This window comes from Leifsonia psychrotolerans (assembly GCF_013410665.1).
Taxonomy (GTDB): Bacteria; Actinomycetota; Actinomycetes; order Actinomycetales; family Microbacteriaceae; genus Cryobacterium; species Cryobacterium psychrotolerans_A.
Genome location: NZ_JACCFM010000001.1, coordinates 1,915,742 through 1,929,111, shown reverse-complemented (window position 1 = coordinate 1,929,111; position 13,370 = coordinate 1,915,742). Strand labels below are relative to the sequence as shown.

The window sequence follows — 13,370 nt, the reverse complement described above, 5'->3', positions numbered from 1 at the left end:
TCGAGCGTGTCGAGACCCGACCCCGTTGGTCGAGCGTGTCGAGACCGTGGCCGGCCGACACGTTCATGACCCGGGTCTAAAGTAGATCCCGTGCCTACACGCCTCTCTAACTACTTCCTCCGTACCCTTCGCGAAGACCCCTCCGACGCCGAGGTGACCAGCCACCGCCTGCTCGTGCGGGCCGGTTACATCCGTCGCCAGGCCCCGGGCATTTTCGCGTGGCTGCCGCTTGGCCTGAGGGTCAAGGGCAAGATCGAGGCGATCATCCGTGAAGAGATGGCCGCTGCCGGCGCCCACGAAGTGCACTTCCCGGCGCTGCTGCCGCGCGAACCCTATGAGGTCACCGGACGCTGGGAAGAATACGGCGACGCCCTGTTTCGGGTCAAGGACCGTAAGGGCAGTGACATGCTGCTGGCGCCCACCCATGAGGAGGCTTTCACCCTGCTGGTGAAAGACCTCTACAACAGCTACAAAGATCTTCCCCTGTCGATCTACCAGATCCAGGACAAGTACCGCGACGAGGCCCGCTCACGCGGGGGCCTGCTGCGCGGCCGCGAGTTCACCATGAAGGATGCCTACTCCTTCGACCACACCGACGCGGGTCTCGACGCCAGCTACCAGGCGCAGCGCGACGCCTACGAGCGCATCTTCACGCGTCTCGGCCTCGAATACGTAATCGTCAAGGCGGATGCCGGCGCCATGGGCGGCTCGAAGAGCGAAGAGTTCCTGCACCCCACGCCCGTCGGCGAAGACACCTTCGTGCGCTCGGCTGGCGGTTACGCCGCCAACGTCGAAGCGTTCACGACGGTCGCCCCGCCGACGCGCAGCTCCGAGAAGCTGACCCCGGCCGAGGTGCTTGACACTCCGGATTCCGCGACCATTGAGGCGCTCGTGGAGCGGGCCAACAGCGCTCATCCGCGCCCGGACGGACGCTCCTGGACCGCTGCGGACACGCTCAAGAACGTCGTACTCGCGCTGACGCACCCCGATGGCAGCCGCGAGCTGGTTGTCGTGGGTCTGCCCGGTGACCGTGAGGTCGACATGAAGCGCGTCGAGGTTGCCTTCGGGCCGGCCGAGGTCGAACCGGCGAACGAAGCCGACTTCGCGCGTCTCGACAAGCTCGACGGCCACCCCGGCCTGGTCAAGGGCTACATCGGCCCGTGGTCTGCAGACGGCGCCGTGCTCGGGGAAGAATCCACCACCGGTATCCGTTTTCTCGTCGACCCGCGGGTCGTCGACGGTACCGGCTGGATCACCGGTGCCAATGTGCACGGAAAGCACGTCTTCGGCCTCGTCGCCGGTCGTGACTTCCAGCCGGATGGCACTGTCGAAGCCGCCGAGGTTCGTGCCGGCGACCCTGCCCCCGACGGCTCCGGTCCGGTCGAGCTCGCTCGGGGCATGGAGATTGGCCACGTTTTCCAGCTCGGCCGCAAGTATGCCGAGGCTCTGGGCCTCAAGGTGCTCGATGAGAACGGCAAGCTTGTGACCGTCACGATGGGTTCCTACGGCATCGGCGTGACCCGCGCTCTGGCCGTGATTGCTGAGCTCAACAACGACGCTAAGGGCCTGATCTGGCCCGAGGCCGTCTCGCCGTTCGACGTGCAGGTGATCGCGACCGGCCGCGACGAGGTTGTCTTTGACGTGTCAGAGATCGTCGTCGCCGCGATCGAGGCCACCGGCCGTGAGGTGCTCTACGACGACCGCCGCAAGGTGTCGCCCGGCGTGAAGTTCGGCGACGCCGAACTGATCGGCATCCCGAACCTCGTGATCGTGGGCCGCGGTGCGGCCGACGGCATCGTCGAGTTCTGGGACCGCAAGACGGGTGAGCGCGAGCAGGTCGCCGTCGCCGATGTCGCGGCGCGCCTCGGTTAGCTGACCCCGTACTCCGCACTACACACCGCAGTTGTGGTCGCTTCCGAGAGGGAGGGTGACGACAACTGCGGTTCTGCGTTAAAAATGCCCCTCAGAACTGGTGAATATCGGTCGTGACAGCTGCCTCGGCTTGATCAGACCGTTCTATTTGATTGGGGAGAAACATGCAGTTAGTTCGATCACACGCTCGCGGCAGTCGCGATTAGGGCCGTCGGGTTACTGGGCCTCGGCCTCGACTGTTCCAGTACAGCTGAGGCCGAGGCGCCCGCGAAGTCGCAGAGCCAAGCCGAGAAGCCAAGCCGTTCAAGACCTCGATGACCCCGGTTGATGCTGCCGGCAAATTGATCCACGACTCACGCGTCGAGGCGAGCGGACCCGGCACCATCAAATAACGGGTTCCGCACTCATCCCACAAACCGCGAGAGTGCAGTTGTTGTTGTTATGGCGCGTCCATAACAACAACAACTGCACTCTCGCGGGCGTTTTGAGGGGGTTTGGGGGACGAGGGTGGGACGAGGGATGCGACGTGGGAGGTTAGTTCGCCGGGGAGTGCAGGTGGTCCTGGTGCTTCTCGTTCTCGCGAAGGCGCGTGCCGATATCGATCGGACCGGTGACCGAGGCCTCATCCGCCCAGCACTCGATGCCCGTCACACCGGGCAGCAGATCACGCGTGAAGACAGGGTTTTTACCCGCCCGACGCTGCTGGGTGTAGTCCTTGAGGAGCTTGAACGCAATGCCGGAGAGCAGCGCGATCGCCGTGAGGTTCACCAGTGCCATCAACCCCATGATTCCGTCGGCGGTGTTCCAGATGAGGTCGGCGCCGGCGATTGAGCCGAGGAAGATCACGACCACAGCGAGGACGCGGTACGAGGTGAGCGCCTTTTTACTGCGCGTGATGAACTCGATGTTCGACTCGCCGTAGTAGTAGTTGCCGAGAATCGAACTGAACGCGAGCAAGAAGATGATCACGCTCAGCAGCACGCTTGACCAGCTTCCGAGGGCGCCGACGACGGCGTTCTGGGTGAGCCCGATGCCTCGCGTCGCGCCGACCAGGTCGGGTGTCCCCACCAGGATGATGAAGGCTGTGATGGTGCAGATCAGGAACGTATCGAAGTAGACACCGAGTGTCTGCACAAGGCCTTGCTTGACCGGGTGTGTGACCGCTGCACTCGCACCGGCATTCGGAGCGGAGCCGAGACCGGCTTCGTTCGAGAACATTCCCCGCTTCACGCCGGTCATGATGATGGTGCCGAGCGTCGCGCCGATGACCTCGTTGTAGCCGAAGGCCTGCGTGAAGATCGACGCGAACACCCCGGGCAGCTGGTCAATGTTCATGGCGACGATCACGAGACCGAGCAGCAGATAGAGCAACGCCATCGCGGGCACCACGGCTTGGGTGACGGATGCGATGCGTCGCACGCCACCGAAGACCACGAGCGCGGTCAGGACGGCGAGCACGCCGCCCACCAACCAGGGCACCCAGGCTGCGGCATCCGTGCCAATCGTGGCCGAGACGGTTGCGGTGATCGTGTTGGCCTGCAGGGAGCTGAAGGCGAGCGGAAAGCAGAGAATCAGGATGACGGCGAAGACAATGCCCATCCACCGGGCCTTCAGGCCGTGCTGCATGTAATAGGCCGGACCACCGCGGAAGCCGTCGGTGTCTTTCACCTTGTACAGCTGGCCGAGGGTCGACTCAACGAAGGACGCCGCGCCGCCCAGGAAGGCCATCGCCCACATCCAGAAAATGGCGCCCGGGCCACCGATGGCGATCGCAGTGCCAACCCCGGCGATGTTGCCGACGCCCACGCGAGATGCCGCCGAAATGGTGAACGCTTGGAACGCCGACACCGACTGCGGCTTGCCATTTTCATCTGTCGGCGTTTTGTCAGTCAGGGTCCGAAACATCTCCGGAATGAGTCGAAACTGCACGATGCCGGAGCGCGCCGTGAAGTAGAGGCCCAGAACGACAAGTACGGGGAGGACCACGAAAGTCCAGAGGCTGTCGCCAGCGGAGGCGATGAAGTCGTTGAGGGCATCCATTGGCCAATTATCCCCCGACTGGGGGGTGCGGCGTGCATCGGGGATGGTTTTGGGCCGTCCCGGCGTCCCCTCTGTGTGGCAGGGTGACGACTCTCCGGTATCGTAGAGAGAAGCCCGCCGCGCAGTTTCGCGGCGGCACAATTTGAATAGAGGAGGCCGGCCATGGACATCGACCTCACTGTGCTGCGTCAGATGGAACGCGAAAAAGAGATTCCCTTTGAGGAACTCGTGCACATCATTGAGCAAGCGATTCTGACCGCCTACTTGAAGCACACCCACCCGGGTGAGCACACGAAGCAGGCTGCAGAAGAAGAGCTCGGAGCGCGAGTCGAACTCGACCGCAAGAGCGGGCATGTGAACATTTTCGTGCCCGAGCACGACGAAGAAGGCAACGTCGTCGGCGAGGCCATCGACAACCCGGATGACTTTGGACGGATCGCAGCTTTTGCGGCCAAGCAGGTCATCAATCAGCGTCTGCGCGACATCGCAGACGATGCGGTCCTCGGCGAATTCAAGGGCCGCGAGGGCGACATCATTGCTGGAATCATCCAGCAGGGTCCGAACCCGCGCATGATCCACGTGGACCTCGGCACAATTGAGGCGATCCTGCCGCCCGAGGAGCAGGTGCCGGGCGAGAGCTACGAGCATGGGCAGCGGATCCGTGTCTTTGTGACGAGCGTCGCCAGGGGAATGAAGGGGCCGCAGATCACCGTCTCGCGCACCCACCCGTCGCTCGTGCGCAAGCTGTTCGCTCTCGAGGTCCCTGAGATCGCCAGCGGCGTCGTCGAGATCGTGTCGTTGGCCCGCGAAGCTGGCCACCGCACCAAGATCGCCGTGCGTGCCACAGAGCCCGGCGTCAACGCCAAGGGTGCCTGCATCGGCGAGCTGGGTCAGCGCGTGCGCGCTGTGACCGCTGAGCTGAACAACGAGAAGATCGACATCGTCGACTTCTCGAGCGACCTCGCCACCTTCGTGGCCAGCGCGCTATCGCCGGCCAAGGTCACCAGTTCCTACATCATCGATGAGGCGACGAAGGCCGTTCGCGCACTCGTGCCGGACTACCAGCTGTCGCTCGCTATCGGTAAGGAAGGCCAGAATGCCCGTCTGGCGGCGAAGCTGACCGGCGCAAAGATCGATATTCAGCCCGACAGCATCCTCGAAGACTCCGAGTAGGGAACAGGTGGCGCTGCGCTTCTGGCGCAGTGCCACCGACGCCGAATCGGCATGAGCACCGAAAGGGGGTACGATGGAAGCCGTTAGAACGTGCATTGGATGCCGTTCACGGGCCCCGCGGTCTTCACTTCTGAGGGTTGTGGCCCGGGAATCAGAACTTGTGGCAGATGAAACTGCCACACTCCCCGGGAGAGGTTCGTGGCTGCATCCGTCGATCACATGCTTTCACGCAGCGGTCAAGCGTCATGCTTTCGGGCGTGCGCTTCGCGTATCGCGTCCATTGGACGCGACACAACTAGAGAACAGGCTGAATTGGCTTATGGATAACTAATGAGCGGCTCGAAATGAGACCCGTCCGTTACTAACGGCCTGCCCCATTCCGGGTGCAGGCCCGGAACAGGAGAATTGTGGCTGCAAAACCACGCGTACACGAGATCGCAAGCGAGCTCGGTGTCGACAGCAAGATTGCCCTTGCAAAACTGAAAGAAATGGGCGAGTTCGTCAAGGGACCGTCCAGTAGCGTTGAACCCCCCGTCGCCCGTCGTCTGCGCGCAGCGCTCGAGGCCGACGGACTTGTCGGAGGCGCGACAGCCCCGGCGGCAACGCCCGCCGCGGCGCCGTCCGCTGCCGCAACCCCCGCACGTCCCACCCCCGCGGCGAAGCCCGGTGCAGCACGCCCGACCCCCGGTCGTCCCTCTGCTCCTGTCGCCCCCGAAGCTCCCGTCGAAGCAGTTGTCGAGGCTCCGGCCGCAGACGCCGCTCCGGTCCCGGCTGCTCCACTGACTGTCGCCGAGCGCCAGGCTCAGGCTGCCGAGAAGGCTGCCGCCGCCGAAAAGGCTGCTGCAGCAGAGAAGGCCGCTGCCGCGGCTGCCGCTGAGGCCCCGGCCGGCGATGCTCCGGCAACGCCGTCCACCGGAACCCCAACACCGGCTGCCAAGCCCGGTGGAAGCATTCCGAAGCCGCCCGCCGCGCGTCCGGGCAACAACCCGTTCGCAAGCAACCAGGGCATGGGCCAGCGTCCGGCTGCTCCGCGTCCGGGCAACAACCCGTTCGCCAGCGCACAGGGCATGGGCCAACGCCCGACATCGCCGGTGCCCACCCCCAGTAACATTCCGCGTCCGGCGGCTCCGCGCCCCGGCGCACCCCGCCCGGGCGGACCCGGCCAGGGTCAGCGTCCGACCGGTTTCGGTCAGCGTCCCGGCGGCTTCCAGCGTCCCGGTGGTGCCCCCGGCGGCGCCGGTGGCGCTCGTCCCGGCTTCGCTCGTCCCGGTGGCGCACCCGGCGCAACCCCCGGCTTCGGCGCTCCGCGTCCGGCCGGTGGCGGCGGTGGCGGTCGTGGCCGCGGTCCCGGCGGTGGAACCGCTGGTGCATTCGGTCGCGGTGGCGGCAAGAGCAAGGCACGGAAGTCGAAGCGTACGAAGAGAGCAGAATTCGAACTGCGCGAAGCTCCGTCGCTGGGTGGCGTCAGCGTCCCCCGTGGCGATGGTGGAACCGTTGTTCGTCTGCGCCGCGGCGCATCGATCACTGACTTTGCCGACAAGATTGACGCGAGCCCCGGAAACCTCGTCACCGTGCTGTTCCACCTCGGTGAGATGGCCACGGCGACCGAGTCCCTCGATGAGGCGACATTCGACATTTTGGGTGAAGAACTGGGCTACAAGATCCAAATGGTTTCGCCCGAGGACGAGGACCGCGAGCTGCTGCTCGGCTTCGGTATCGACATCGACGAGGAACTCGCCGAAGAGACTGATGACGAGCTGAAGGCGCGTCCGCCGGTCGTCACCGTCATGGGTCACGTCGACCACGGTAAGACTCGACTGCTGGACGCCATCCGCAACTCGAAGGTTGTCGAAGGCGAAGCCGGTGGTATCACGCAGCACATCGGTGCGTACCAGGTTGTTGCCGAGCACGAGGGCATCGAACGCCCGATCACCTTCATTGACACCCCGGGCCACGAGGCGTTCACCGCCATGCGTGCACGTGGTGCCCAGGTGACCGACATCGCGATTCTCGTTGTCGCAGCAGATGATGGCATCATGCCGCAGACCATTGAAGCGTTGAACCACGCCCAGGCTGCAAACGTGCCGATCGTCGTCGCGGTCAACAAGATCGACAAGCCGGACGCCAACCCGCAGAAGGTGCGTCAGCAGCTCACCGAGTTCGGCCTCGTCGCCGAAGAATACGGCGGAGACGTCATGTTCGTCGACGTGTCGGCGCGGAACAACATCGGCATTCAAGAACTGCTCGATGCCGTTCTGCTCACCGCAGACGCCGGCCTCGACATGCGGGCCAACCCCGACAAGGATGCCCGCGGTGTGGCTATTGAAGCCAAGCTCGACAAGGGGCGCGGCGCGGTTGCAACCGTGCTCATCCAGTCGGGAACGCTGCGCGTCGGAGATGCCATCGTCGCGGGTACGGCTTACGGCCGCGTTCGTGCCATGGCCGATGAAAACGGCAACGCCGTGAAGGAAGCAACGCCGTCACGTCCGGTCCAGGTTCAGGGTCTCTCCAGCGTTCCCCGCGCCGGCGATACCTTCCTCGTCATCGAAGAAGACCGCACTGCCCGTCAGATCGCCGAGAAGCGCGAAGCTGCAGAGCGCAACGCCCTGCTCGCTCGCACTCGCAAGCGCATCAGCCTCGAAGACTTCACCCGTGCACTCGAAGAGGGCAAGGTCGAGTCGCTCAACCTCATCATCAAGGGTGACGTTTCCGGTGCCGTTGAGGCCCTGGAAGAGTCGCTGCTCAAGATCGAGGTCGATGACTCGGTCCAGCTGCGCATCATCCACCGTGGTGTCGGTGCCGTCACGGAGAGCGACGTCAACCTCGCGACCGTCGACAACGCCATCATCATCGGCTTCAACGTGCGTCCCGACACGAAGGCGCGCGAACGTGCGGCTCGTGAAGGCGTCGACGTGCGCTTCTACTCCGTCATCTACTCGGCACTCGAGGACATTGAGAACTCCCTCAAGGGAATGCTCAAGCCCGAGTACGAAGAGGTTCAGAGTGGTGTCGCCGAAATCCGCGAGGTCTTCTCCTCGTCGAAGTTCGGAAACGTCGCCGGTGTCATCGTTCGCTCCGGCACGATCACCCGAAACGCCAAGGCGCGAGTCATCCGCGACGGCATCGTCGTGGGCGACAACCTCGCCATCGAATCGCTGCGTCGCTTCAAGGACGATGTCACCGAGGTTCGCACGGACTTCGAATGTGGTATCGGCCTGGGCAAGTTCAACGACATCCAGATCGGCGACGAGATCGAGACCATCGAGCTCAAAGAGAAGCCCCGCGTCTAACAACGCACGTTGAGGTCGGCATCCGCTGACCTCAGTTCACCGCTGACCGAGTGTGTCGAGACCAGATCTCGACTCACTCGGTCGACGGAATCCAGAAGGAGAACAGCAATGGCAGATCCGGCACGCGCCAGAAAAATGGCAGACCGCATCAAGGTCATCGTGGCCAAGCGCCTCGAACGCGGCATCCGCGACCCACGTCTCGGCTTCGTGACAATCACGGATGTCAAAGTGACGGGCGACCTGCAGCACGCTTCGATCTTCTACACCGTCTATGGCTCCGATGAGGAACGTGCCGACAGCGCTCAGGCGCTGAAGGCGGCCACCGGCATGATGCGCAGTGAGGTGGGCAAGAACATCACCGCTCGCTTGACCCCGTCGATCGAATTCATTGCCGACGGAATCCCCGAGAACGCCAAACTCATCGAAGACCTGCTGCGCACCGCGCACGAACGCGACACCGAGGTGGGTCAGCTTGCTGAGACCGCCACGTACGCCGGCGACGCCGACCCGTATGCAAAGCCGCGTGAGTACGACGACGAGGACCCAGACGATCTGGAGGATGACGTCGACAATTTGCTCGGCGACGAAGCAGGCTCAGAGACGGGCTCGACCGCGTAGGTCGGGTTCGGGCTGGCACCGGCGTACGGAGGTTTCGACCTCCGTACGCCGGTTTTGTCGGTTCAGGAGGGTGGGCGTGTGGCTTCGAAAAGTACGGTGCCGGTTGCGATTTCGGCCTCAATCAGGCGTGCGGCAATGCGCGTACCGGCCACGAACTCGCCGGTGCAGCGCGCGGTGACGGCAGGGTCGCTGAGTTGGATGCGCCCGTTGCCCGGCCCCTTCCCGTTGCCGGCCGAAATCACCGTCGCGGTGAAGACCTCGCCGATGCGTGTGCTGAGCACGGCGGCTTCAACGATGTCGACTGCCGCGCGGTCGATGGCTCCGGCCTTCTGGTCCGATCCCGCCATGATCGCGGGTAACTCTCCCAGAGCGTCGCGCACCCAGCCCGGCACCGGTTGATCCGCACAGAGTGCTGCGCACGCGACGAGACCGAACCGATCGACGAGTCGGCGAAGTGGTGCGGTTACGTGAGCGTAGGGTGCAGCGACAGCTGCCTGAAGGATGTCAGTCGGCACGGTTCCGTCGAAGGCCGTGTACCCGGCACCTCGAAAAAGCGAGCCCGCGGCGTGCGTGATGGCGAGTTCCCGGGGGTCGCGAAGGTCGAGGCTGCGTAGATATTCGCCGTATGGCATGCCCGTGGGCCAGGGATGGCCGAGGGCATCCGCTTGGCGGCGAAAGCTGGCGAGTGTGGCCGGCTCCGGCTCCGGCATGGTGCGGAGCAGCCCGACGCCGCCGGTGAGCATGAGCTGGGCCGCGGCCATGCCGGTCAACAATGAGATCTGCGCGTTCCAATCCTCAATCGGCAACGGGCTGCGTCGCACGAGTCGATAGCCGGCGGCGCTACCGTCGACCTCGTCCCCGTCAATTTCGACATTGGGAATGCGCAGGCTCGCACCCCCGCGTCGGCGTTCCAGATCGATTCGGGCAATGCCGATGTGTTGCAGGAGCCGCAGGGTGGGTCCGGCCGTTCCCGCGTCAAGTGCAGACTGGGCGGCCTCATAGCTGAGTTGTTCGCGGCTGCGGATCAGCGCGCGGGCGACCGTGACGTGTGTGACCTCTGCGGCGGCATCCAGATCGATCTGCCAGACGAACGCGCCGCGCTCTTCGCCCGGCAGGAGCGACGCCGCGCCCTCGCTGATCTCGATCGGGTGCAGGGGAATGCGGCCGTCGGGCGTATAGATGGTCTGTCCCCGGTGCCGAGCCTCTCGATCGATGGCGCCCTGGGGGCTGACGAAGGAGGGGACATCCGCGATGGCGTAGTAGACCCGGAATCCCTCGCCCCGTGCCTCGAGATGCATGGCCTGATCGAGGTCGGTTGCGCCCGCAGGATCGATCGTGACGAACGGCAGTGCGGTCTGATCGGCCGTCGGCAGCTCATGGGTGAGGATCGCCCGCCGCGCCTCGGCGAGAACCTCGGGTTCGAAGTCACGCGTCAGCCCGAACTTTTCAGGCAGAGCGGCGAGAACCCGACGGAGTTCCTCGAAGGGAGGTTGGATGTGCAGCACGCGGTGGGGCATGGCATCAGCCTAGATTGCGTGCGTCGTGATGAATCTACGAGTATCGGCGTGGAACGCACTCCGAAGCGTCGATGTGGGGTTTGCTGGAATCCTCGACATCTGTCGAGACGAAGAGGAGCTCCCATGGGATTGTTCGACCGCCGACGCATCGTGGCACACACGAGGCCAGGCCCCCTGACATCGGCGACGACCGCGCCGCCGGGGCCGCCGCGTAAGACGCAGTGGACGGACGGTTTCGGACGACTCGCGACCCGCAGCGTGCAGATCATCGCTGTGCTGCTTGTCGTGAGTGTGCTGGTGTTTGGAATGACCCAGCTCAGCCTGGTCGTGATTCCCGTTGTCATTGCGCTCATTCTGGCTGCAGCCATCAACCCACTGATGCGGTGGATGCGTTCCCGAGGCGTGCCGGACATCCTCGCGACGTGGTTGGCCCTGGTCTCCCTCATCGTGGTGCTGGGCGGCCTCGGCTGGCTGATTGTGAATGCGGTGCGCAACCAGTGGACCGACCTGCTTGACTCGGCGAAAGACGGCCTCCTGCAGCTCCAGGATTCGCTGGCTCACCTTCCGTTTGCGCTCAGCTCGGAGCAGTTCGAAAGCGTGCAGAAGGCGGTGACCGACTTTCTGACCAGCAGTCAGTTCGGCAGCGGCGCTCTCGCCGGAGTCTCGGCGGCTGGGAGCTTTCTGACCGGCCTCGTGCTGATGGCCGTGGTGCTGTTCTTCTTTTTGAAGGACGGACCACGGATCTGGGAGTTCCTGCTGCGGCCCTTCACGGGTGAGAGCTACGCCCGAGCCCGTCGCATTGGCGACAAGACAGTCTCGACGCTCGGCGGCTATGTGCGCGGCACCGCGACGGTGGCGGCGGTTGATGCCATCGGAATCGGAGTGGCGCTGGCCATCTTGCAGGTGCCGCTGGCCCTTCCGCTCGCGGTGATTGTCTTTCTGACCTCGTTCATTCCGCTGGTGGGTGCGACGGCGGCCGGCATCTTGGCTGCGTTGGTCGCCCTCGTGGCTAACGGCCCGGGCGTTGCGCTGATCGTGATCATCGTGGTCGTCGCGGTCAATCAGTTGGAGGGGAACTTCTTACAACCGGTGGTGATGGCTCGTTCACTCAAGCTTCACGCGCTGGTGATTCTGCTCGCCTTGACGATTGGAACCGTTGTCGGCGGTATCGTCGGCGCGGTGTTGTCGGTGCCGATTGCGGCGGTGGCCTGGGGGATTGTGACGATTTGGAATGGACCGAACGAGCCGGCTGAACCGGCCAAGCAGAAACGTCCGGAATAGGCACGCGATCGACAGCGACGATCACGGTTTCGCTCAGCCGGGCAGCAGGTAACCTCCGCTGGGTGCGGGGACGGCGAGGCCGTCGGCGAGCAGACCGGCCAGGGCACGGTCACGCTGGGCGGCATCCGACCAGAGTGAGACGACTTCCGCGTCGGTGACGGGGCGGTGAGTGGAGCGCAGTTCGGCCATGATCAGGCCGCGCACCTGCCGGTCGCTTCCCTCATACTTCTTCTGCATGGCCTTGCGCGGCCCATCGTAGGCCGGGTAGCCGGCGGCACGCCAGGCACACACATTCCGAATCGGGCATACGTCGCAGCGCGGCGATTTCGCCGCGCAGACGACCGCCCCCAGTTCCATGATTGCGGCGTTGAAGGCCGCAGCCTCGCCACGGTCGTCGGGCAGCAGCGCCTCCATCGCTTCGAGGTCACGGGTGCGGCTGGGCGGAGCCGGTTCTGCCTGACCCGCCACGGCCCGGGCGATCACTCGGCGAGTGTTCGTGTCCACGACCGGATGCCGGTGGCCATAGGCAAAGGCGGCGACGGCACGCGCGGTGTAATCACCGACACCCGTCAGCGCGAGCAACTCGTCGACGTCGTCGGGCACCTCCCCGCCGTGCCGCTCGTCGATCTGAACAGCTGCCGCATGCAGCCACAAAGCCCGGCGGGGGTAGCCAAGAGTGGCCCAGGCGCGCACGGCCTCACTGGCGGGAACCGAGGCGAGGGCGGCCGGTGTCGGCCAGCGTTCGAGCCAGGCTTCGAGCTTGGGGATCACCCGGTTCACGGGAGTCTGCTGCAGCATGAACTCGCTGACCAGGGTGCCCCAGGCCGAGAAACCGTCGCGACGCCACGGGAGATCCCGGGCATTCGCATGGAACCAGGCGTTGATCGGTGGCGCGAGAGTGGGCACAGGGCGAGTGTCTTTCATCACTTCTAACCTAGGCTCGATTCATGAGGCTTGTCTCCACACCCCGCATAGAGTTCCTTCGTGGCTTGGCCACCGAGATTTTGCACAACTATGGGCTCGGGCGGCAGATCGTCGCGGTGGGAGGCCCGACAGGTTCTGGTCGAATCGCGTTCGCCGAGGACCTGGCGGAGGTGTTCGATGAGCGCGAGCATCCGGTGTTTCGGGCATCGCTGAGATACTTCCATCGCTCGCGGTTCGCGCAGGAGGCGTTCGGCCCCGTCACGCCCGATCGGGACTACCGCCATCGCTATGACTATGCCACGCTGCGTCGAGTTCTGATCGACCCGTTCAAGATGGGGGTGGCGACAGGGTTTGTCACGCAGCACTGGGACCCGGATCGTGACACCTGGATTCAGCCGACCTGGCAGACAGCCCCGATTGACGCCATTCTGATCGTCGACGGAGACTTCATCAACCGGCGCGAATTGAACGGCCTCTGGTCGTACAGCATTGTTCTTGACGGGGCGCCGCAGTCAGCGGCCGACCGCCTCTACGAAGCCGAGGTGAACCCGCGCCAGATCGCGTCGGCCGTGGTCGACAACTCGAATCCGGCACACCCCCGACGACTGTTGCTCGACAGCTGTTAGGGCGATGGCCAGCGATCGCACGATTTCTG

At 64.5% G+C, this 13,370-nt stretch carries 10 protein-coding genes; 7 read left to right on the top strand and 3 right to left on the bottom strand.

Going from position 1 to position 13,370, the window contains the following annotated elements:
- Positions 1-90: 90 nt before the first annotated feature.
- Positions 91-1,872: a proline--tRNA ligase gene (locus tag HNR05_RS08990; RefSeq protein ID WP_179578703.1), complete on the top strand. Its 1,782-nt coding sequence runs from the start codon at positions 91-93 to the stop codon at positions 1,870-1,872.
- A 534-nt stretch (positions 1,873-2,406) separates the two neighbouring features.
- On the opposite strand, the gene HNR05_RS08985 is transcribed toward HNR05_RS08990, so the two are convergent.
- Positions 2,407-3,912 (bottom strand): alanine/glycine:cation symporter family protein, encoded by a 1,506-nt coding sequence (locus HNR05_RS08985; RefSeq protein WP_179578702.1) that lies wholly within the window; start codon positions 3,910-3,912, stop codon positions 2,407-2,409.
- A 162-nt stretch (positions 3,913-4,074) separates the two neighbouring features.
- On the opposite strand from HNR05_RS08985, the gene nusA reads away from it, so the two are divergent.
- The 4 genes from nusA to rbfA all read left to right on the top strand — a co-directional run bounded on the left by nusA (position 4,075) and on the right by rbfA (position 8,993).
- Complete coding sequence (gene nusA / locus HNR05_RS08980; protein WP_179578701.1) at positions 4,075-5,085, top strand: transcription termination factor NusA; 1,011 nt, start codon at positions 4,075-4,077, stop codon at positions 5,083-5,085.
- Positions 5,086-5,158: 73 nt separating this feature from the next.
- Positions 5,159-5,416: a YlxR family protein gene (locus HNR05_RS08975; protein WP_179578700.1), complete on the top strand. Its 258-nt coding sequence runs from the start codon at positions 5,159-5,161 to the stop codon at positions 5,414-5,416.
- 76 nt (positions 5,417-5,492) lie between these two features.
- Positions 5,493-8,375 (top strand): translation initiation factor IF-2, encoded by a 2,883-nt coding sequence (infB, locus tag HNR05_RS08970; RefSeq protein ID WP_179578699.1) that lies wholly within the window; start codon positions 5,493-5,495, stop codon positions 8,373-8,375.
- 108 nt (positions 8,376-8,483) lie between these two features.
- The gene (gene rbfA / locus HNR05_RS08965; RefSeq protein WP_179578698.1) at positions 8,484-8,993 is read left to right on the top strand and encodes a 30S ribosome-binding factor RbfA; all 510 of its coding nucleotides are present in this window, start codon (positions 8,484-8,486) and stop codon (positions 8,991-8,993) included.
- 62 nt (positions 8,994-9,055) lie between these two features.
- Here the strand turns inward: rbfA and HNR05_RS08960 are convergent, their stop codons facing one another.
- On the bottom strand, positions 9,056-10,510 hold the full coding sequence (locus HNR05_RS08960; RefSeq protein ID WP_179578697.1) for an RNB domain-containing ribonuclease: 1,455 nt from the start codon (positions 10,508-10,510) through the stop codon (positions 9,056-9,058).
- Between the two features lie 123 nt (positions 10,511-10,633).
- Between HNR05_RS08960 and HNR05_RS08955 the strand changes: the two genes are divergently transcribed.
- Positions 10,634-11,791, top strand: a complete 1,158-nt coding sequence (locus HNR05_RS08955) for an AI-2E family transporter (RefSeq protein ID WP_179578696.1) — start codon at positions 10,634-10,636, stop codon at positions 11,789-11,791.
- 33 nt (positions 11,792-11,824) lie between these two features.
- On the opposite strand, the gene HNR05_RS08950 is transcribed toward HNR05_RS08955, so the two are convergent.
- On the bottom strand, positions 11,825-12,715 hold the full coding sequence (locus HNR05_RS08950) for an A/G-specific adenine glycosylase (RefSeq protein ID WP_179578695.1): 891 nt from the start codon (positions 12,713-12,715) through the stop codon (positions 11,825-11,827).
- Between the two features lie 23 nt (positions 12,716-12,738).
- Between HNR05_RS08950 and HNR05_RS08945 the strand changes: the two genes are divergently transcribed.
- Positions 12,739-13,341: a nucleoside/nucleotide kinase family protein gene (locus HNR05_RS08945; RefSeq protein WP_179578694.1), complete on the top strand. Its 603-nt coding sequence runs from the start codon at positions 12,739-12,741 to the stop codon at positions 13,339-13,341.
- Positions 13,342-13,370 lie beyond the last annotated feature (29 nt).

Bases quoted from the DNA above. Each gene is read 5' to 3' on its own strand.
- HNR05_RS08950 (WP_179578695.1), bottom strand. From the start codon at position 12,715: ATGAAAGACACTCGCCCTGTGCCCACTCTCGCGCCACCGATCAACGCC.
- HNR05_RS08985 (WP_179578702.1), bottom strand. From the start codon at position 3,912: ATGGATGCCCTCAACGACTTCATCGCCTCCGCTGGCGACAGCCTCTGG.
- rbfA (WP_179578698.1), top strand. From the start codon at position 8,484: ATGGCAGATCCGGCACGCGCCAGAAAAATGGCAGACCGCATCAAGGTC.
- HNR05_RS08960 (WP_179578697.1), bottom strand. From the start codon at position 10,510: ATGCCCCACCGCGTGCTGCACATCCAACCTCCCTTCGAGGAACTCCGT.
- HNR05_RS08975 (WP_179578700.1), top strand. From the start codon at position 5,159: ATGGAAGCCGTTAGAACGTGCATTGGATGCCGTTCACGGGCCCCGCGG.
- HNR05_RS08945 (WP_179578694.1), top strand. From the start codon at position 12,739: ATGAGGCTTGTCTCCACACCCCGCATAGAGTTCCTTCGTGGCTTGGCC.
- nusA (WP_179578701.1), top strand. From the start codon at position 4,075: ATGGACATCGACCTCACTGTGCTGCGTCAGATGGAACGCGAAAAAGAG.
- HNR05_RS08955 (WP_179578696.1), top strand. From the start codon at position 10,634: ATGGGATTGTTCGACCGCCGACGCATCGTGGCACACACGAGGCCAGGC.